Raw genomic sequence first — 22,133 nt, 5'->3', positions numbered from 1 at the left:
TAAATGATTCGTGGCAAAATAAGAACTACAAATTCAAAGGCAAGAGGTTTAAACCCCTTGTTAAATAATAGGTAAAACATTATTTCCTATCTTTAAATATTTCACAACTGATTTAGTATTGCTATAGGAATGCTGTATAAGTTGAATTTCTCTAAAATTTAAGTTAATTTTCATGAATTTTTCTATCCAAAAAAAAAGAAGTACTTTATCATCTCTCTAAATGTTGTTTTTAGATAACAAAATAAAAAAAATGAATAATATTTGGGAAAAAAAAGAAATTATTATCTGGACACAAATTATTTTAAATAGTTATGAAAAATTGCTTAAAAAACCTTTAATAACTAGGATCAATATTGATGAAATAACCCAAGCTAAAAATTTATTTAATGCTGATTTTGTGGTTTTATCTCATAATAATAATCAAGATCCTCTTTATAATTATGGTAATCAAAAAGCCTTAATGTTATGGGAAATGAGTTGGGAAGAATTAATAAAAACTCCTTCTAAAAATACAACTCAACCCATATCAAGAGAAGAAAGAGAAGCATTATTACAAGAAGCAAATCTTAAAGGTTATATTACTAATTATGGAGGTGTTAGAATTTCTAGTACCGGCAAAAAATATTATATAAAAGATATTATTCTCTGGAATTTAACTGATAATGAAGATAAATTTTGTGGACAAGCTGCAACATTTTCTCAATGGGAAGAATTAACAGTTAACAATTAATTATTATGCTGATTTTTTTATTTCTTGTTTAATTTATATATTGATAATTTAATTTTCCGTTATTACAGTGGATAAAAAACATTTCGGTTGGTCATTAACCCAAAGAGATCCTGATACAATTAAACAATTAATGCCTTTTTGGAAATTACTTTATAAATATTATTTTCGAGTAGAAACCAGTGGTTGGGAAAACATCCCTGAAGGGCAAGTGTTATTAGTCGGCTCTCATAATGGCGGTATCGCTGCCCCTGATATGGTCATGATGATGTATGATTGGTTTAAACGCTTTGGTACTGATCGTTTAGCCTACGGTTTAATGCACCCTATTGCATGGACGGCTTATCAAGGTGTAACCAATATTGCGGCTAAAACTGGGGCTATTCGTGCCAATCCTAAAATGGCGATCGCCGCTATCGAAAATAATGCTAGTATATTAGTCTATCCCGGGGGTGCTGAAGACGTATTTCGTCCTTATTCAGAAAGAAATAAAATAAAATTCGTCGGTAGAAAAGGGTTTATTAAATTGGCGTTACGTTATTCTTTGCCTATTGTACCCTTAATTTCTAAAGGAGCCCATGAAAGTATTTTTGTCTTAGCTGACTTATATGAACAAGTAAAAGAACTTCACAAAAAAGGCTTATTTCCTTGGATTTTAGATCTTGATCCTCAAACTTTTCCTATTTATCTGGGTTTACCATGGGGTTTAGCATTTGGTCCTTTACCTAATATACCATTACCTGTTCCTATGACCACCAGAGTTTGTCCTCCTATTTATTTTCAGCGTTATGGGGAAGAAGCTCGTAGCGATCGCCTTTATGTACAAGAATGTTATGATTTAGTGGTCAATAGTATGCAAAAAGAGTTAGATAGTTTGTATAATTAGGGATTTTGTGATTTGTCATTTGTGAGAGGGTGATGGTGGGACAATTCATCCTAGTTCAAAAGTATTAGCTAGTTTGACTAATCCATCTCCCTAAGGTTACAGAAAAATCAAAGTTTTAAGCCATTCCCTCACCGAGTGCCGCCCAAGGCGATCGCCTCCCAATCAAATACCCTAGTTGAAAAACAGGGCGTTTTCATTCTCGAAATTTGATTTAATTCAAAACTATAATTGGCAAGAAATCTAGGCATTTTTTATTATTAGAAAATGAATTATTATCAAAAACTGTGATATTTTTCAGTAAAATTGAGTTAAATTTATTTAACGTACTCGCTATTAGCAATAAAATTTATTTCATTGCGAGTCGGAGGGTTTTCCCCAATAAATTGAATTCTCTATATACAATTTTATCTCGACTTTGAAAAAACCCTACACCTGATACCTAATACCTCATTCCTAACACCTGCAAACTTTATTTTTGTCTTAAATTTTTGACGAGGGAAGATAATTCTTCTATTTTTGTTACTCTTAAAGTTTCGGGAATAAGATTGATTTTATCCGCCGAAGAAATGGTGTTAATTAAATGAATAATCTCGGCTGAATTATCAGGGAAACGAGTTTCTAAAATTTTACTAATAATATCGTGAATTAAGTTTTGTTTATGTTCTTGTGCTGAATTTAACTCTTGTTTAGCGCTGATTAAATCCTCTTGTTGTTTATTCAATATTTCTAACATTTGTTGCAGTGTTCGTGCTAAAATTCCTAAATCATCCGGGCGATCGCAAAAATCATCAAAATCTGAGGGGTGAAAGTGGTTATTTTCAATAGCGGATACGGCTGTAGCGGTTATAGTATAAAGTTCTTCTAAAGACTCTACATTTTGACGGTGATTAACTTCAAGGGCATCCATAACTTGATTATAACGGTGGGCGATATGTCCAATTTCTGTAAAAGGTTGTACAGGCACACGCAATGTTAAATCATGATTTCGAGCTTGTATATCCATCACCTGAAACAGTTCATAGGTATCAGTACTAGCTCCATGTTCAGAAATATTTAAACCTACTTCTTCATCTTCTGCCGAGACTCGTAAAACATAATAACGATTTAGAAGATTGAGTAAGATAAAAGTTAAACCAAAAGCCCATATAAAAGCAACACTTATCCCCAACAATTGCACTATAATTTGACTACCTCGACTATGATTAAGTAACTCTAAATCTCCAAATAACCCCACACAGATTGTACCCCAAACTCCAGCACCACCATGTACTGGAACAGCATCCACGGCGTCATCAATACCCCAACGTTTGAGGGAAAAAGAGGCTAAATTAGTTACCCCGGCACTGGTAATACCTATTATTAAAGCTATAGGGCTTGATACAACATGACAACTAGCGGTAATTCCCACTAATCCAGCAAGACTACCGTTGATTAATTCTTCAACTTCGATGCGTTGATGTTGAAATTGACTGAGAATCATACCGCAAATCATCCCTCCAACTCCTGAAAGAATGGTATGAAGAATAACATTTGGTACTTTTGTATTAAAAGCAAAGGTGCTACCACCATTAAAACCAATCCATCCTACCCATAAAAGTAAAGCACCTAACACGGCAAAGGGTAAATTTGAGCCTTGAATTTTATTAATTTTTTCTGTGGAAAATCGCCCATTACGAGCACCAATAACTATCAATGCACCTAAACTAACCCAAGCCCCAATACTATGTACAACACTGCTTCCAGCAAAATCAATAAAACCTATTCCCTTTAACCAACCATTTTGATTCCAAGCCCAATGCCCAAATAAAGGATAAATCAAGCCTGAAACCAGAATAGCAATAATTAAATAAGCCCAAAATTGTAATCTCTCTGCTACTGCACCTGAAATAATAGTAGTAGAAGTTCCACAAAACATGGCTTGAAAGATAAAAAAGACAGCCTCTAAGGATTTAGAAGAAGAAGAGAAGAGAAAATTATTAGTGCCAAACCAACCATTGTGGGAAAATCCAAACATTAAGGCATAACCAAAAGCCCAAAATAATAATACAGAGACGGCAAAATCCGCAAAATTCTTAACAGCGACATTAATACTATTTTTTGAGCGAGTTAAACCCGACTCAAGACACATAAAACCGCCTTGCATCAATAAGACTAATCCTGAGCAAATCAATAACCAAAGTTGATCTATCATAAATAACTAGGAGTGCCAAAATAACTCTATATTTATGACATTTTTTTGGTTAATTAAATGATAAATGAGACACTATTATGAACTATAAAGTTGATGATAAGTGCTGATGCAAAATTAATTGTATAGGGGCAATGCAATGCAAAGGGCTTAAGCCCCTTGTTATCCCTTGTTATCCCTTGTTATTCCTTGTTATCCCTTGTTATCCCTTGTTGCTCTTTGTTACCAGTTGTTACTCCTTATTACCACTTGTTGCTCTTTGTTACCAGTTGTTACTCCTTGTTAACCCTTGTTGCTTCTTTTTGCTTCTTGTTACCTATTGTTACTCCTTGTTATCCCTTTTTATCATAGGTTTGAGAAAAATAAAGGGCATCGATTAATTTTACTCACTCACTTAGATTCAATAAATAGTAAATAATGAATAATAAATAGTAAATAGATAGTTAAAAATCAATAGTAATTAACTTAATCGTAAATATTCAATAGTAAGCTAGTTGCATCTAAGTTGACTGGTGAGGGTAGGCAATAGGTACTCTTGTAATAGTTAAGAGTTTTTATTATTAGAAAAAAATGTAAGTTAAATGCGTCTAGTGCTTATTTTAAATCTATCTGATATAATTAGCTCTCAAAAACTTAATTAAAATATAGTTAAAATATGAATTATTTAATAGCTGTGTTATCCGATAGAATTCAAGCAGAAGAAGCCTACACAGCCTTAGAAAAAGTGGGAATCCCCCTCAATCAATTATCAATTGTGGGAAAAGGTTATAAAACTGCGGCAGAAGTTGGTTTTCTTGATCCTAGTGTTGAAGGGCGCAAAAATATCATTAGAATGGCTTATTGGTTAATTCCTTTTGGTTTTTTTGGTGGTTTTACTTTTGATGCCATTACCACTATTGATACTTTTGGTTGGGCAGGTGAGCCTTTTAATCATATTATAGGCGGTATTTTAGTGGCTATAGGTGGTGCTATGGGTAGTTTTTTTGTGGGAGGAAGTGGTAGTTTAATGGAAAATACTGGAGAAATGATACCTTTTCTTAATCGTCTTAAACTTGGTAAATATCTGTTGATTGTAGAAGGCAATGACAATATCAAAAATAAAGCTAAAAATATTTTAAATAGTTTCAATCCTGAAAGTTTACAAGGTTATCAACTATAAGAGACGAAAACTAGAAACCGAGAAAATGAAGAGATGAAGAAGACTATAAAAGAGGAAATTATCAAAGTTGTCGGCAACTATTATTTAATTATTTGCGTCTTAGTTTCTTAGTTAGACAGTTGTAAATATTAGAAAAATTGCGAGATAAATCCCTTACTACAAACTATTTTAAAATTTTTGAAGGTGAACTCTTTTATTTTAACAATCTATTAGAATTGCTGTATTCTATTTTTATAAAAATTATGGTTAAACCATTTGCTAAGTCTAAATTTTTGTTGCTAATTTTTTTATCAGTATTTATCGTTAACTTTATCGGCAATATTCCTCATCTTATTACAGGTAAATTTTTAAGTCCAGTTTTTGCTCAATCTTCACCTTTAAATATTATTGGCAAAGGTAGAGATGTTATCATCAATCAAAAAACCGTCAATCTTCCTTGGATACAGTGGCAAGAAAAGAATGAAATTCATACAGGGATTGCTGATATGAGTGCAGAAGCAATTTTAGGTATAGAATTAATGAGTACAACTAACACAGAAAAACAACCGATTCATTGGTTTAATTATCAGAATACTTTACCTGCTAAATTTATTAATCCTTATCGCTATTTGGATATTACTGATTTAACGAAAACGACTCCTCTTCAAATTAATAATAATAGTAATATTTTAGAGTTGAATCTTCCTATCAGCCAAGTTAATAAAATTTATGAAATTCAAGCAAATCAAGGTAAAAAAATTATTATTGAGTTAGATAAGCCCAGTTTTTTTCAAGTTAGTCAAGGAAAAGAACAAGCTATTATTACCATTAATGGGCAACCTAGTAATACTTTATTTGATGATATTAAACCCCTTAAGCCTTTAGAAAATTCTGGGATTCAAGAAGAAGAAGGCGACGAAATAAGAAATGATAATCTCTCCCCTACAAGTACTTTATTTTCAGTTAGTAGTAAAGATGATAAAACGTTAATTAATTTAAATTTACCGGCTGGAAATAATGTAAAAGTTACTTCAGCTAATCCGAATCTTTTATTAGTAGATATTAACCCTTCTGCTATTACTACCAGAGATATTAATTGGCATAATGACTTATTTTTCAGTAAAAAGTATGTCAGTTTAAACAATAACTCTGATTTATTTTTAGTATCTTCTCTTACTCTAAATCTTAAAAGTTTTAACTTGAATTTACAACCAATTTTAGCTAATAATAACACCGTAATTGGTACTGCACCTTTAAAAACTACTGCTCAAAATTCAGAAGCAATAGCTGCTATTAATGCAGGGTTTTTTAACCGTAATAATCAGTTACCTTTAGGTGTAATTAAAAACCGTGATAATTGGTTATCTAGTCCCATTTTAAATCGTTGTATCATGGCATGGAATGATATGGGAGAGGTAAAATTTGATCGCATAATGTTAGAAGAAATAATTACTACTACCAAAGGTGATCGTTTTATTAATAATTACATCAATAGTGGTTATATTCAAGCCGGAGTTGCTCGTTATACTTCTAGTTGGGGATTGAATTACACTACCCTAAGTGATAATGAAATTGTCTTCATTGTTGAAAATAATCTCGTTAAAGATAAAATTGTCGGTGGTAAAGCTGGGGAAGATTCCATCGTCATTCAACCAAAAAACTATCTTTTAGTATTTAGAAGCGCTAAAAGTTTAGCGGCAAAATTGGATATTAATGACCAAATAACTTTAAATACTGGCACAATTCCCGCTAATTTCGCTACTTATCCTTATATTATCGGAGCTGGTCCTCTTTTACTCTTAAATCGTCAAATTGTTTTAAATGGAGAGACAGAAAAATTTAGCAAAGCCTTTAACACTCAAAAAGCCTCCCGTAGTGCCATTGCGGTAGATAATCAAGGTAAAATTTTATTGGTAGCAATTCATAATCGAGTTGGTGGTTTAGGAGTTACATTGTCAGAATTTGCGGCAATTTTACTCAAAATCGGTGCAGTATCAGCTTTAAATTTAGATGGTGGCAGTTCAACACAAATGTATTTAGGCGGTGCAATTGTCGATCGTTCTCCCGCCACTGCCGCAAGGGTGCATAATGGTATAGGGGTGTTTTATCGTCAAAAATAATTGGAAGAATGAGACATGACGAATTAGGAGGGAAAAAATTATTTGGCAAATACCTATTTCACGATTATTAATTAGGGTATGCTGAATTAATCAGAAGGCTATAAAAATCGGGGATTTAACATAATACATTGCCAAAAAAATCCGCAGTTTTAGCAAGGGGTTTAAACTCCTTGTTTAGTGAAAAACTAGGTAAGTAATATGTATTTACATTCTCAAATTCTAACAATAAAAACCATTAAAACTCTTACCTTTTTCCTTTTCCCTACCTTAACGACACCACTTTTTCACTAACCTCTAATTAAAAAACTATAATATTTTATATACTTATTAGATTACAAAAAATAATGCCATCTCTTCTTCTAAAAGTTTAAAATATTTTTTAAGACGATAAAAACATATTCAGTTATCCTCACCCATTATGGCAAACAATAATCAAACTGACATCAAAACTCTTAATATTAAGCGTACCATTTGTATTGGCTTAGGCGGTACTGGTAGAGATATTTTAATGCAGATTCGTCGTTTAATTGTTGATCGCTATGGTAAACTAAGCCAGTTACCCGTAGTTAGTTTCGTGCATATTGACACCGATAAAAATGCCTCTCAAACCACAGGATTAAAAACTGGTGACACCTATCACGGCGAAAATATCTTATTCAAACCAGCAGAAACTGTTACTGCTACCATGAATAAACAGGAAATCGATGATTTAAGTAAAGGTTTAGAAAGACGCAATCCCCATGAAAGACAATCACCATATGATCATATCGGTTCGTGGTTTCCCAAGCAAATATTAAAAGATGTTAAATCCATTGAAAACGGTGCCGGGGCGATTCGCCCTGTAGGCAGACTAGCTTTCTTTCATAATTATAGCAAAATTCAAAATGCCATTGATACTGCGGATAATGCTACAGTTGGTCACGCACAAAAGCTACTCAATAAAAATATTGTAGTCGATTCAGGTACGAATATTATCATTGTCGGTTCGCTATGTGGTGGTACCGGAAGTGGTACATATATTGATATAGCTTATAGTTTAAGAGAGAAATACGGTTATGAAATTGATAGCGAAATAACCGCTTATCTGATTATTGCACCGGAATTATACGGCAATACGGCTAGTGTTAAAGCTAATACCTATGCCGCTTTAAAAGAATTAAATTATTATACCGCTCAAGGCACAACATTTAATGCTGTTTATGATCCTGTCAATTTATTTTCTGTTAACGAAAATCGCCCTCCTTTTGATTTTGTTTATTTAATCGGAAATCGTACTAATAGTGGGCATAAAATAGTTAAAAAAGATAAGTTATCTCAAGTAATTGCTCATAAAATATTCGCTGATTTTGCTGAAGAAATATCCATTAATATTAAAGGCCATCGAGATAATGTTAAAAAATATTTTAGCGTTTATGATGAACATCCTCGCCCCAATGCCCAAAGATATTTAACCTTTGGATTATCAAAAATTTATTTCCCTCGAGATTTAACTATTGCTATCTGTTTAAATAAAGTCCAAATCAAATTACTTAACTTTTGGTTATATGGAGAAGGGCAAAGCCCAGATTCGAGAGAATTGTTAGATAAATTTTTATTAAATTGGCAGTCAAAAAATGAAGATACTAGAAATATTTTTAAAGCTAGATTAGAGGCAATCACCCAAGAAAATGATAAGACGTTTAAACAAATACTAAAAAATTGGCTAAGTAAAAATCAAGGAGAGATTGATAACTGTAAAAATGCCGAAGATAGACAAAGATTTATTGATAAAATGCGTAGTGAGTTAAAAAGTCAATTTAAAAAAGTGCAACCCGGAGAAACGGAAAATATTAGGGGTGCATGGTTAACTCAATTACAAAAAAATAGTCAAAAATTAGAAAAACAATTCAATCAGGATATTATAGACTATTTAGCAATTTTACTTGAGCCTTCTCATCCTCATTTTGCCTTAGATAATAGTCGAGGTTGGCTAGAAGCATTATTAACTAAATTGAATGAATATGCCAGAGAATTAGAAGAAGAGAAACAGAAAGCAACTGCCTTTATTACCGTTGAAAATGTCGATAAAAAATGGCAAGATTCTTGTCAAATATTTGAAGATATTGAAACTGATAAAAAGCGTTTTTTAGGCATCGGTGGCAAATCAAATAATACTAAAAATAAAGAATTTCAAGAGGAAGCCAGTCAAAGTATCCAAGAGGTGAATAAACTAATTCAACGTAACTTTGATTTAACTTTAACCGATGAAGCTCTTAAAATAGCTAATAACTTATTACAATTAGTACAACATTTAAAAATTCAGGCAAGTAATTTTTATAATCTCCTGCAAGATTTAGAAGGATTTTATAACCGTAAAGGAGAAGATTTAAGTCACATTGATGATGATGAAATTAATGGAGAAGCTATTTTTGAAGCTGATGATAATGATCAATATTATCAAACTTTGTTGCCTGATCGAGAAAGAAAAAATTTATTAGTAGAAGTGAGTCATAAAATTAATGAAAGTGCTACTTTACCAACGTCTTTATTGTACTTTTTTACAGCAGAAAGAATCATTGATAATCAAGAATTAAGTAAAACCATTGACGCTAATATAGAGGCAAAATTCGGCGATAAAACTTTTGATTTAACCGAGTCAGTAGTCAATCGTTTTATCCAAAAATATCCTTTTTCTGATGGGCAAACTCGCCTTAAACAAATTATCGATGAAGGAGATGTTTTATTACCTTTAAATAGTAACGCCCCTTACTTTGTTAATGATGCTGATAAAACCAAACAAATTATCGGTTTTAAACAAACTGATGATAGAGAAAATAAACAATTTCGAGACTTAATTACTCAAAGCATTGGCATTAATTCTGATGTAATTATTCCTTTGCAAACGAAAAATGAGATAGTTATTATCAAAGAATTTGCTGGTTTTCCTTTGCGTATTGTTAATGGTTTAAAGGAATTAAGAGAACAGTATGATCGACAAAAACGCCTCTATGATGGTTATAATCTACATAATGATTCTCAAGTTTTCTTTTTAGATATAATTCCTCCAGAAGGGCGAGATATGGAATTATTGCAGGATAATTTTTATACCTGTTTAGCTTTTGGAAAAATCCAAAAAACAAATCATAATAATAACTACTATTTACAATTAGAAGATAAATTTAGAGGTGAATTTTATCAAGTTGAAATTAGTGGTATTTGGGAGGAAAGTTTGGAAACTATTAGTCAAAATGAAACTATCAAAAATTACTTAATAGATAGTGTAAAAAATATCGAGGAAGAAGTAAAAGAAAATCCTCATTTATTCCAAGAAATTTATTATCCCACTCTCATAAATTTTGTCGATGAATTAGAAAAATTAACGGAATATGATATTAATTTTAATCAGAAAAAACTGGTTTTAGGAGAAAAAGCTGATCGAACTTCCTTAGGTAAAGATGGACTATTAAAAAGAATATATGATCGATTTGTAGCAATTGTCAATGATGCACAACAAAGAGAAAATGTCAATCAAAATCCTAAATTATTATCAGGAAATAGTCACAAGAAAAAACAATTATTAACTTCAGAAAATAATGATAATAATAATGGAAAAAGAACTAATAATCAACATAATAATAATGATGTTTTAGAAGCAAATGTAATTTCTGAGCCTTTATATGGTAACTTAACTAAAGTTATAGAAGAAAATGATCAAGAATTTCGCAAGAAATGGGAAGGTATAACAATACTTCAATTAATGCAATGGTATGAAAAAGGAATGTTAGATGACGATGAATTTAAAAAAGCTAAAAAATTTATTAGCGGTTTATAACTATTAATGTTAGCAGTTCGTTTTTATTTTATTTTCTGTAATGCTTAATCGCACTTTTTAAAGCCTTAGTCACCGCAGAAACATTATCAGCCGGATGTTGAGTTTTCATTTCAATGGATACCCAATGCTGATAATTAAGACTCCGTAAAGTTTGGGCAAAAATGAGATGATTAACTTGATTATCTCCCACTTGGCCTAAATAAGGCTCACTCATGTGAAAATGGCATAACTTATCAATAGCATTTGTCAAAGCTGGTTTAATATTTTCCTCACTTAACGTCATACCAGCACTGTCTAAATGCAATCCAAAACCATCACTATTAACCTTTGTGACTAATTCTAAACCTTGTTGACTATTAATCACAAAATTACAGTTGTAGATAGTGGGATTCGGTTCAATGCAGAAAATAACTCCTTTTTTTAAGGCAAATTCTCCTAATTGATAAAAAAAGTCTTGAGCGATTATTTGAGCTTCTTCTACTTTTAAGTTACCAATATTTCTATTTTTAGGAGAGCCAAAAACTAACACTCTCGCCCCTAATTTACTTCCTAAATTCATCATTTCTTTGAGATAATTAAGAGTTGCTTGTCTGGTATTTTGATCATCAAAAATAGTTAGATCATTTCTCCCAAATAAAAGGGCTTGAAGGGAAACAATTTCGATGTTTTTACTATTCCAAAAATTTCGATAAGATTTGATTTCATCATCCGTAGGGCAAAGAGGTTGCTCCCATATTTTTGTCGGGGCTATTTCCACTCCTTTGATGTTTAAATCTTGCATAATATTAGCAATGATTTCTTCTTCTTCTAGTTGCCATGCGATGTTAGAAATTGCAATTTTCATAATCTTAATCAATTGTATAATTAATCTTTAATGATTAATCTATTTTAGAGGAAATAGACTTTAAATTCTTCCCATAAAATAAATTTAACTGTCCAATACTTTCTCTTTTGCCACAAACAAAAATTTTCCCTTTTTTTTCAGGTAGTAATTCTGATGGCATTATTAAAAACTCACTTCCAAAAATATTAAATATCGTTATATCAACTATAGTTATATTTTCATTTAATGTGGCTAAGGCTTTTGGCTCATCTGTTAACCAGGGGGCAAAAGTTTTTAAACCCTCCCGAAAATCACTAACTCTAAGATTCGGTAAATGACTATTTTCCCTGGCATCATCACTAACTAAATTAATATACGAGCCCGAATTATAACTAAAATAAGCACTCTCTAAACCTACAGGGCAAAATAGTTGAGAATTATGTGCGATCGCATTAATTTGTTTAATAAAAATAGGGGCAAAAAAACTAATAATTACTAATGCTAAACTTAATGTTGGTAAAACAAAGTCTTGATTAATCCATAATTTATTTAATGAATTGTCTGATGAATTATGACAAAAAAATAATGGTTTTAACTTAGAATTAAGATAATTATTTTTAAGTATAATATTGTCAATATAACGAACAATAAAAGAATTATATATATATATAAGTAAATACAATCCTATAGCGGATAAAATAGGAAAAATAACAATAGTTGCGGCATAAACTCTTAACCCTCCATCTTGAATAGGTGCAAAGGGAATTGAGGCAAAAACTCCTAAAAAATAAAACAAGATTAAAGAAGATACAGGATTTCTTTTGAAATTTAATAAACTGAATATTAAACCAATAACTCCTAAAAATCTCAAAATTAATTCTAAACTGTTTCTCTCAATAAAAAAAATAGATTTATATTGATTTGTAAAAAAATTAGTCCATTGTTTAATAATACCTTTCACTGAATCGGTAGGATTATTAATGATTGTTTGCCAAAGAATTTGATTTGTTTTCTCACTAAATTCTGCACCTTTTAATTGATTAATTTCCGGATAATCTTGATAAATTTGAGTCCAATTTGTTTCGGTAATCACTCCATAAAACATAATGGCAAAATTACCGTAGGATGAGCTAGTTTCAGGATGTCCAATTATTTTTAATAAAAGAGAATTAAGAATAAAACCGAGTAAGATAACCACAATTCCCCAACCAAAAAATTTTTCTGAAAATAATTTTGAGGTGCGAAAAAGATAACTTCCCCATAGTAAGAGACTTGGCAACACAAAAAACGTGCCAACACGAGCATTCAGGGCAATGGTTAAAATGAAGATACCTAATAAAGTTATATTCATATTCATTTGTCTTGCACCTCTTAATAAAAGGGCAAAACTCAAGATTCCTAGACATAAACCAATATTTTCTGTCATCAAAGAACCGATTAAAGGTCTAATATAAATGAATAAGCAAATAACGGTTAAAATCGCCGCCATTTTTCCGTATATTTCCTTAATTTCTTCACTCAAAAAGAAACAGGCAATGGCAATTAAGACTGTTATTATACCAATGGTAATCTGTAAATTTTGCTCGGTTAATTTTAACAAAAATGACAACCATCCCACAAACATAGGTCTGGAATTGTGAACACTATTTATCATGGTTAATCCTTGTAAAATATTTTTAGTATGCCTGTAATAACTATTGGCATCACTCCAGGGAAATAAACCAGCTAAAAGGAAAGATTCACTTACACCAGTACTCCACAATCTAGCAAGAGGTAAAGCAAATAATGCTAAAGTGGTAGTTAAGTTTAGAGATATTCCTAACCATCCTTTCAAGCTATAACTGAGATATAATAACCCAGCAAAAATGATTAATAACCAAGACACTTCATGTCTAATTAATTCTCCTATATTGTTCGGTAAATCAATCATTAAAATACTGCTATAAACAAGAAAAGGAATTATTAAACTAATGCTAATAATTAGATATTGCTTAATGTTAATATCTTTAATAAATTTATTCATATCTTATATTTTTTATTTTAAATTTTGACTACTTATAAAGTCTTTAATTTCTTCAAGAGTCTGAGATTTGGTAGATAAATATTTAAGATTATTGTGATTAAATAAATCTGCATATTTAGTTTGCATATCATAGTAAGCGGGATTGGTTTCTGGAGTATGATTAAATTTCAATCCAAAGGCTTCTTTTGCTACTTCGGCAACGCTTATAGGTTCAGTGGCAAAGTTAATTAATTCTAAATTATGATCAAGGGCGATCGCAATATCCTGCCAAAGATTAGCTAAATTATAGAATTGAAAAACACTATCTTTGTTAATCCAATCACCGATATTATCATTCATAAAATCATAGATAATATTTTTTTTCAAACCTTTACCAAATAAACCGGGTAAACGAATAATTAAACTATCAAATTTATCTCTAACAAAATTTTCTAATTCAAGACGATGTTTGCCATAAGGTTGTAAAATTTTCTCATCAATAATTGTATCTTCATCTACATTGATGGGATTAGGATAAACGTCAACAGTAGAAATTAAAATTAGTTTATTGGTTGATAATTCTGATAAACAATCCATTAAAAATTTTAGGTTTTCTTTATCTTTAATAGGTTCTTTATTTGCCAACCATTTAACGGCAGGAGTTCCGGCACAAACAACTAAATCATATTTTTTCCCTTTGATAGATTCAATATTTTTAGAGTTATAAAAATCATCAAAATATGTTTGAGAAATCACATTATTTCCTACAAATCCAGTATAACCAATAATAGCTTTTTTCATATTTATTTTTAGTTATTTATTAATTAGTTTTATAATTATTTTTTAAGATTAAATTGATGTAAACAGGCTTTAAATAGAGTTAATAAAACAATTAAATTACCCTTAATAGGCGAAATTTTTGTGGGAGTAGGTCCTTGATTGGGATATGCTCTAGTAACAGGTAATTCTTTTACTTTATAACCTAATTTTACTGATCGAATCGCTAAATAATAGTGTAATTCATAAGCGGAAAAAACATCCCTAAAAGGGGCAACTTTTTCATCGAGTAAAAATTGACGACTATAGCCACGAAAACCATTCGTTGTATCTGTGTATTTAAAACCACTAGCAAGACTAATTAAAGGTGCATGAATCAACCTCACCGCCCAATATCTCGCCCAAGGAGTATTAATGGCTTTTCCTCCAGGTATAAACCTTGAGCCTTGAATATGATCATATCCTTGCTCTAAGGCTTCGACAAACATAGGGATTGCACTAGGGTCATCCTTGTTGTTACCATCAATAGTGATAATTCCCTCATAACCTTCCATTAAAGCATAAGCAAACGCCATACGCATCTGTGTACTTAACTTTCCCCTGTCTTGCTTGGTTAATAATGTTCTTATATGAACATTTTTCAGAAAATCAAGATTCAAAGAATCATCTGTACTACCACCATCGGCAATAATAATATCAATATTTTGGGAAATATCTTGCATTTTTTGTAATTGTTTTTGGATTTTTTCTCCTTCATTAATCACAAAAATACAGACACAATATTTACTTTTTTTTTGAGCAATTTCACTGGTTAAATAATTTGGTAATTGCCAATTATGGAAGTTTAAATCGTTTTGATTATTAGTCATATTTTTCTTATTTTATTAAGGTTTCAATTTCATCATCTGTAAAACCAAATTGTCGAAAAATTCTTAAAACATAGGGAGGAGACAATTCTTTTTTGACTTTGAAATTCACGAACATATAAACGATGATCCCCTTTTCCCTCTCGATAATATTTACATCCTGCCTTTTCTAAAATTTTAATCAGTTCTTTTGGTTTTAAAGAGGGTATATTTTTAGGCATAGACTTTTTTTAATTCATAAATATCTGTTTTTTCTTCTTGTTCTTCTATTGTTAAAAATTCATGCAATTCCTCAATAGCAATAGGTTGAGAATAAACATTTTTTTCTAATTCATAAATAGCAGAAAAAGAAGCGATCGCCTCTAAAAGTTTTTCAACGACTTTTTCGTCAGTTTCTTCTTGTACTACTAAACCATTTTATAAACAAAGTGAAATCCAATATTTTTGACTTTTTCTAATAACTATTGTATAAAAATTCATGATCTTAAATTATAATTTAAAACATTACTATGTTAGCTTAATTTGAAAGTTTTATCTCCTTTGATTCTTGTACAATATTTGGTCTTTCTTCTTGAGAAACTAACACAGAACTTGTTTTTTCTTCTAAGATATAATAAGCTGACCAACCTCTTGATTTACTCAGAATTAAACCAATATATTCGCATAAAATGGCTAATATAACAGATATGAAAAAAAACATCACACTATTTTGTAAAGAAAGTGTCACCCAACCTTCCACAACTTTATCTTTAATCAGATAAACACCAGCAATATAAACCATGTATAAAAGGTTAAAAAAACTAGCACCTAAACTTAAATAACTAGCAAATCGAAGGGGATGGGCGGAGTTAAGAAAAATCAGTCTTAATCCTAAATAAATTGATTCCCATAATCCTCGATTTTTTATTTTTTTATATCTTTTAATGGGTTCATAAATAAAGGTATTGCTTTTATATCCTATATAGTTACTTAAAAGTCTTAGATAACGATATTTATCTTCTACTTGCAATAAGGCATTAATTGCTTGACGGCTTAAAACTCTAAATTCTGTGGCGTTTTTTGTGAGAAGAATTTTGAGAATTTTTGTGCATAACCAGTAAAATAAATTAGCACCTATTTTCATCCATAAAGGCTCATCTTGACGGTTTTTTTTGATTCCTATTAATATATCTGTACCTTGACGACACTTTTCTACTAATTCGGGAATCAGATGGGTGGGATCGGATGCCGGTAATAATACAACTACAAAATCGCCGATGACAGAATCTAACCCTGATGAAATGGCAATTTCTGTGCCGAAGTGTTTGGAAAGGCTAATTACTCTAATACATTCATATTCTTTGAGTAATGATGTAACGATTTCAAAGGTGTTGTCTTCCGAGTCGTCATTAACGATAACTAATTCATAGTTACTATAATTTTGTCGTAATAAGGGGATAACTTCAGCGATAAAGGATTCAATAATTTTACTATCGTTATATACTGGGGCAATTACGGAAATAAAGCATTCGGAAACAGCCATAGAGGATACTTTAATTTAAAAAATCAAGTTGAGCGGGAATATCATACACATTATCAATTTTTCCTCCTAATATACAAGTTAAATTTTGTAATCCTTGATGTTTTTTGAATAAAATCGGGCGACTGTCATCGATTTCACTTTGTGGTAATATGGTTTTCACTTCCCAGAGGGAGTCTCGATATTGAGAGTTTTCTAACAATGGCATATAACGACTGGCATCCCTAATCATATAAGCATAGTTACTTTTTTTTATACTATATTCAAAAATTTTATCTGTATTTTGGCTATAATTTCCCGAGTTTTGCCAGTAACAATGGGGGGTATATCGCACATGAGAAAGACTATGTAAGTGACGGGAGGGGAAAGGCATGATGGAAAAAAATGGTCCACACATGACGGTAATTCCTATATCTTTAATAATATCAGGCACTTCTACTAATGCCATTTCTGTCAATTCGTGTTTTAAGGGAATGGTAGGTAATTCTGATGCGGATAAAATATTATTTATGCCTGAATAGGTACAATTAAATAAATATTTAGTGGTTATTTGTTCCAAATAATTATTTTGTTTTTTTTCTTGATAAAATACTTCAATTAATTCATTATTTTCATTTCTTTTAAGTTTTATTACTTCACTATTTAATCGTAAATTTATCTTTGCTTTTTCTAAGTCAAAATATACTCTTTCCTTGAGTTTAACAGCATCAAAAGCATATTCTTGGGTTAAAAAGACTTCTTCAATTAAACTAGGATTAAATAATTTTTTAATGGTTAAATCGGCTTTTTCAATGGGGGCTTGAATGCGATCGCAGAATAGTTTAAATTGATTAGCATTGACTTTAGAAAAAATTTTACCGATGGCATAGTATTTAACAAAATCACTATCAATACATTCTCGATATTCTTCAACAAAACGGGGAAAACTAATACGAGAACGCAAAGCAGTTAAAATACTTCTAGGGTAGTGATAGCCATTATGAACCCTCGCTTGGTTATTATAAGAGGCACGTTGTAATAAGTCTGATTCCCTTTCAATAATTAAAACTGAGTTAAGATATTGTTTCAGATAGATGGATAACTGACAACCAAAAAAACCGCCTCCAATTACTACCGCATCATATTGAGTTAAATCTGTCATTCTGTTATTTTCATCAATCATCATTAACTACGGGCAACATAAATAATACCCATTAGAATTAAAATCACGCCGATAATTCTATCCAGACTCACGGTTTCCCGTAACCAAATAGCAGACATAAACATAACAAAAACAAATCCCAGAGAAATAAAAGGATAAGCATAGCTAACATCAACCCTTCTTAAAGCGAGTAACCAAAAAAGCAATGCACCAACATGGAGAGAAACTCCTGCTATAATTTGAGGAGTAGAAGCCGCTTTCAGGAAAAAATCTACAATATTACTAATTTGATTGCCAATTCTATTAGTGCCTATTTTAAGCATGATTTGGGCTGTAGATGAACAAATAATACTGAGAATGATCAGGGAAACATTAAATAGATTAAGACTAGACATCTTCATTAAAATTTTTTGTGATACGGTATTAATTCTAGAGTCATAATAGAGTAAATAAGCATTGAGAGCAACAATTGATTGTCCATCTCAAGCGGTAAAGATAAAAGTGTAAAAAGAACCTAAATATAGAAGTAGTAGTTAATTTAGCTGAAAAAAGAAAAGATGATTTAATGCAAGATTTTGTGGCAATTATTACTTCTTTTTGTGCTAGACTTTATTCTGTTAGAAGACCTCTCCTGATCCCCCCCTCTTTTTTCTTTCCCGAGAATGAAAACGCCCTGTTGTTACCCCTTGCGTTGACTCAAATTCTTAACTATTCCCTATTCCCTTTCCCCTTTCTTTCCCAGACAACTTAAATGCTTTCCTAGTTTACTAGATTTGACTTTTATCTTAATTCAATGAATAACTTTCTACAAATATTAAGCTATATAGCTAAGAAAAAACCTGATAAATTAGCTTATATCTTTTTGAAAGATGGTGAAAATCACAAGGAAATAATTACCTATAGAAAATTACGAAATAAATCATTATCTATTGCTTCCCAACTAAAGTCTATCACTATTACTCCATCAAGGGCATTATTAATTTATCCTCAAGGTTTAGATTTTATTGCTGCTTTTTTAGGATGTCTTGAAAGTGGTATTATAGCAGTTCCAGCTTATCCCCCTAAAGGAAATCAAAAAATGTCAAGATTAGAAGCAATTATCCAAGATTGTCAACCAGATTTAATCTTAACTACTAACTCACTTTTAGACAAGGTAAAAGAAAAATTAGCAGATGTTATAAATAACAAAAAAATACAATTTCTTGCTACTGATAATTTAACGAAAATATTACCAATAAATGAAAATGAGACGGGAAAAATAACAGAAGAAACCATCGCATTTTTACAATATACATCGGGATCTACAGGAAATCCGAAAGGAGTTAAAATTACTCATAATAATATTTTACATAATGTAGCTTATATTCAAAAGGCTTTTCAATTGACAGAAGATAGTATTTCTGTGAGTTGGTTGCCGAGTTTTCATGATATGGGTTTAATAGATGGTATTCTTCAACCTCTTTATACTGGTTTTTTAGGGGTGATTATGTCTCCTGAAGCCTTTTTACAAAAGCCGATTCGTTGGTTACAAGCTATTTCTGACTACCGTGCTACTCATAGTGGAGGACCAAATTTCGCTTATGAATTATGTGTTGAAAAGATTACTTATAAGCAACTAGAAAATTTAGATTTAAGTAGTTGGCTAAGTGCTTATAATGGTTCAGAACCGGTTAGACGTAGCACGATCGATAATTTTATCAGTAAATTTACTTCTTGTGGTTTTAAGGCTAATTATTTTTATCCTTGCTATGGCATGGCAGAAGCAACTTTAATGATTTCTGGAGGTGAATTAGAAAAACAAGCGGTTTATTTAGACGTGGATGGGGATAAATTAAGAGAAAATTTAGTCTGCAAAATAGATGAAAATACCAAAAATATCAAGCAATTGGTTGGTTGTGGACATTCATCGCAAGACACAGATATTAAGATAGTTAATCCCATAACTAAAGTTGTTTGTGACGATAATCATATCGGTGAAATATGGGTTTCTGGTAAAAGCATCGCTGAAGGTTATTGGCGAAAACCAGAAATTTCTCATGATACCTTTAAAGCAACATTAGTTAATACAGAATTACCTCATTTTTTGCGGACAGGAGATTTAGGCTTTTTGCGACAAGGTGAATTATTTATTACGGGGAGAGAAAAAGATTTAATTATTATACGAGGGAAAAATCATTATCCTCAAGATATTGAATATACTGTGCAAAACAGTCATCAGGCTTTACGTCGAGATAGTGGTGCTGCTTTTACTATCGAAAAAGATAATCAAGAAAAATTAGTAATTGTTCAAGAAATTAAACGTACTTATGTGAGTAAATTAGATGTTGATGAGGTTGTTTCAGCCATTAAAGAAGCCGTTTCCCTTAAACATGAATTACAAATTGAGGCGATCGCATTGATTAAACCAGCTAGTATTCCGAAAACCTCTAGCGGGAAAATACAACGTTATACTTGTCGTCAAAGTTTTTTAGAAGAAAGTCTTAATTTAGTGGCACAATGGCAACAAAAATCATCATTAAAAGATTCCATGACAGCAAATATTATCATCACGGATAAAGAGACAATTACTACTTGGTTAATCAAAAAATTAGCCACTGTTTTAGCCTTAGAAGAAGAAGATTTAGATACAGAAACTTCTTTTAGTCAATACGGTTTAGATTCATCAGTAGCTTTAACTTTAACAGGAGAATTATCTACATTGTTAAATCTTGAATTAGAAGCAACTTTATTTTGGGAATATACAGATATTGAAGAATTAACTGAGTATTTATGGAAAGAGTTTGAAAATGGGCAAAAATAAATTATTTAATCCTTTTTCCTCTGAATTTCATCAAAATCCTTATGCTACCTATGATAAATTAAGAGAAGAAGATCCTATACATTGGAGTTTTCTTCATGCTTGGGTAATTACTCGTTATGAAGATGTGGATAAAATACTCAAAGATAATCGTTTTCAGGTAGATGATTTACCGATGCGTTTAGAAGGGAAAAATATTTATCTTCAAGGAGGAGATTTATCAACTTTAGCCACAACTATCGATAAATGGTTATTCTTTCAAAAAGTCCCAGATCATACTAGATTAAGAGGATTAGTCAGTAAAGTATTCTCTCCTCATGCTGTGGAAATAATGGAAGAAAAAATCAAGAAAACAGTGAATGAATTGTTAGATAAAGTTATCGATACTGGAAAAATAGATTTAATTAAAGACTTAGCTAGTCCACTTCCTGCTATTACTGTTACTCAAATTTTGGGTTTACCCCTTGAAGATTATGATAACTTAATTCGTTGGTCCTACGATTTATTTTTCGTTTTTGATCAACCGATGTCTTTAGAAGGTTATCAAAGACAAAATGAAATAGCTATAGAAACAAGAAATTACTTATTAGATTTTATGGCGAAAATAGAAAATTCTCCCCAATATGAAGGATTAATAAGTCAATTAATGAAAGCAAAAAATGAACATAATCAATTAACGGAAGATGAAATTTTAGGCTTTTGTATCATGCTTTTAATAGTAGGACAAGAAACTACTAAAAGTTTTATTGGTAATGGAATGTTAGCATTATTACAACAACCCGAAAAATTTGAAGAACTCAAAAATAAACCTCATATTATTAAAGAAGCAGTAGAAGAACTATTACGTTATGACACTCCTGTGCAAGTTATAGCTCGTATCGCACAAGAAGATGTTGTTATCAAAGGTAAAAATATCAAAAAAGGAGATAAAGTAATTTTGTGTTTAGGGGCAGCTAATCGAGATTCAGAAAAATTCTTCCAACCTGATATTCTCAATTTTGAACGTGTTAACTATAATCTTCCTTTTGGTGGTGGTATTCATTTTTGTTTAGGAGTTTTTTTAGCTAGATTACAAGGACAAATAGCCATTAAGATTTTACTAGAAAGATTACCTCATCTACAATTAGCGACAGAAAAATTAGATTGGCGAGAAAGCATTACTTTAAGAGGTTTGAAAAGTTTACCATTAACTTTTTTGTCACCTTAATCCCCTTAACCTCTCTTATACAGCTGTTTTCAGATAGCAATAAACGGGTTAGTTAAGACATTCTCAAAATCTATAGTTGTCATTCCGAGATAACCAGAGGAATCTCAAAACGTCCTAATCAACTCGTTATC

The 22,133-nt window shown here is 31.1% G+C and carries 16 protein-coding genes and 1 pseudogene; 8 read left to right on the top strand and 9 right to left on the bottom strand.

Features of this window, described 5'->3' with window-relative positions:
• Positions 1 to 250: 250 nt before the first annotated feature.
• Together FWJ34_RS05095 and FWJ34_RS05090 are read left to right on the top strand one after the other, a co-directional pair.
• Positions 251 to 730: an MEKHLA domain-containing protein gene (locus FWJ34_RS05095; protein ID WP_308254242.1), complete on the top strand. Its 480-nt coding sequence runs from the start codon at positions 251 to 253 to the stop codon at positions 728 to 730.
• A 67-nt stretch (positions 731 to 797) separates the two neighbouring features.
• Positions 798 to 1,613, top strand: a complete 816-nt coding sequence (locus FWJ34_RS05090; RefSeq protein ID WP_308254241.1) for a lysophospholipid acyltransferase family protein — start codon at positions 798 to 800, stop codon at positions 1,611 to 1,613.
• Between the two features lie 469 nt (positions 1,614 to 2,082).
• Here FWJ34_RS05090 and FWJ34_RS05085 read toward each other — a convergent pair whose 3' ends face one another.
• Positions 2,083 to 3,804: an ammonium transporter gene (locus FWJ34_RS05085; protein ID WP_308254240.1), complete on the bottom strand. Its 1,722-nt coding sequence runs from the start codon at positions 3,802 to 3,804 to the stop codon at positions 2,083 to 2,085.
• A 652-nt stretch (positions 3,805 to 4,456) separates the two neighbouring features.
• Here FWJ34_RS05085 and FWJ34_RS05080 point away from each other — a divergent pair.
• The 3 genes from FWJ34_RS05080 (at position 4,457) to FWJ34_RS05070 (ending at position 10,870) form a co-directional block, all read left to right on the top strand.
• The gene (locus FWJ34_RS05080) at positions 4,457 to 4,960 is read left to right on the top strand and encodes a hypothetical protein (RefSeq protein WP_308254239.1); all 504 of its coding nucleotides are present in this window, start codon (positions 4,457 to 4,459) and stop codon (positions 4,958 to 4,960) included.
• Between the two features lie 242 nt (positions 4,961 to 5,202).
• Positions 5,203 to 7,059: a phosphodiester glycosidase family protein gene (locus FWJ34_RS05075; protein WP_308254238.1), complete on the top strand. Its 1,857-nt coding sequence runs from the start codon at positions 5,203 to 5,205 to the stop codon at positions 7,057 to 7,059.
• A 418-nt stretch (positions 7,060 to 7,477) separates the two neighbouring features.
• Positions 7,478 to 10,870 (top strand): tubulin-like doman-containing protein, encoded by a 3,393-nt coding sequence (locus FWJ34_RS05070; protein ID WP_308254237.1) that lies wholly within the window; start codon positions 7,478 to 7,480, stop codon positions 10,868 to 10,870.
• Between the two features lie 28 nt (positions 10,871 to 10,898).
• Here the strand turns inward: FWJ34_RS05070 and FWJ34_RS05065 are convergent, their stop codons facing one another.
• The 8 genes from FWJ34_RS05065 to FWJ34_RS05030 form a co-directional block, all read right to left on the bottom strand.
• Positions 10,899 to 11,714 carry a sugar phosphate isomerase/epimerase gene (locus FWJ34_RS05065; RefSeq protein WP_308254236.1) on the bottom strand — a complete coding sequence of 272 codons (816 nt, stop codon included), beginning with the start codon at positions 11,712 to 11,714 and terminating at the stop codon, positions 10,899 to 10,901.
• A gap of 34 nt (positions 11,715 to 11,748) precedes the next feature.
• On the bottom strand, positions 11,749 to 13,716 hold the full coding sequence (locus tag FWJ34_RS05060; RefSeq protein ID WP_308254235.1) for a hypothetical protein: 1,968 nt from the start codon (positions 13,714 to 13,716) through the stop codon (positions 11,749 to 11,751).
• A 12-nt stretch (positions 13,717 to 13,728) separates the two neighbouring features.
• On the bottom strand, positions 13,729 to 14,496 hold the full coding sequence (locus FWJ34_RS05055; RefSeq protein ID WP_308254234.1) for a pyridine nucleotide transhydrogenase: 768 nt from the start codon (positions 14,494 to 14,496) through the stop codon (positions 13,729 to 13,731).
• Positions 14,497 to 14,531: 35 nt separating this feature from the next.
• Positions 14,532 to 15,341, bottom strand: coding sequence for a glycosyltransferase family 2 protein (locus FWJ34_RS05050; protein ID WP_308254233.1), 810 nt, complete (start codon positions 15,339 to 15,341; stop codon positions 14,532 to 14,534).
• Between the two features lie 32 nt (positions 15,342 to 15,373).
• The gene (locus tag FWJ34_RS05045; protein ID WP_308254232.1) at positions 15,374 to 15,559 is read right to left on the bottom strand and encodes a type II toxin-antitoxin system HicA family toxin; all 186 of its coding nucleotides are present in this window, start codon (positions 15,557 to 15,559) and stop codon (positions 15,374 to 15,376) included.
• Positions 15,560 to 15,855: 296 nt separating this feature from the next.
• Entirely contained in the window at positions 15,856 to 16,860 is a 1,005-nt protein-coding gene (locus FWJ34_RS05040) for a glycosyltransferase family 2 protein (protein ID WP_308254231.1), read from the bottom strand.
• A 10-nt stretch (positions 16,861 to 16,870) separates the two neighbouring features.
• On the bottom strand, positions 16,871 to 17,998 hold the full coding sequence (locus FWJ34_RS05035; RefSeq protein WP_308254230.1) for an FAD-dependent oxidoreductase: 1,128 nt from the start codon (positions 17,996 to 17,998) through the stop codon (positions 16,871 to 16,873).
• Between the two features lie 23 nt (positions 17,999 to 18,021).
• Positions 18,022 to 18,405 (bottom strand): EamA family transporter, encoded by a 384-nt coding sequence (locus tag FWJ34_RS05030; protein WP_396231685.1) that lies wholly within the window; start codon positions 18,403 to 18,405, stop codon positions 18,022 to 18,024.
• 122 nt (positions 18,406 to 18,527) lie between these two features.
• On the opposite strand from FWJ34_RS05030, the pseudogene FWJ34_RS05025 reads away from it, so the two are divergent.
• The 3 genes and pseudogenes from FWJ34_RS05025 to FWJ34_RS05015 all read left to right on the top strand — a co-directional run.
• Positions 18,528 to 18,749 (top strand): annotated as a pseudogene (locus FWJ34_RS05025) (hypothetical protein); the annotation flags it as partial.
• Positions 18,750 to 18,791: 42 nt separating this feature from the next.
• Positions 18,792 to 20,798, top strand: a complete 2,007-nt coding sequence (locus FWJ34_RS05020) for an AMP-binding protein (RefSeq protein WP_308254229.1) — start codon at positions 18,792 to 18,794, stop codon at positions 20,796 to 20,798.
• On the top strand, positions 20,785 to 22,002 hold the full coding sequence (locus FWJ34_RS05015; protein WP_308254228.1) for a cytochrome P450: 1,218 nt from the start codon (positions 20,785 to 20,787) through the stop codon (positions 22,000 to 22,002). The genes FWJ34_RS05020 and FWJ34_RS05015 overlap by 14 nt, the downstream gene beginning before the upstream one ends.
• Positions 22,003 to 22,133 lie beyond the last annotated feature (131 nt).

It is taken from the genome of Geminocystis sp. GBBB08 (assembly GCF_016743215.1).
In the GTDB taxonomy this organism is placed as follows: Bacteria; Cyanobacteriota; Cyanobacteriia; order Cyanobacteriales; family Cyanobacteriaceae; genus Geminocystis.
The sequence above is the reverse complement of the archived record's forward strand: the minus strand, read 5'-3'. Positions and strand labels throughout refer to the sequence as shown.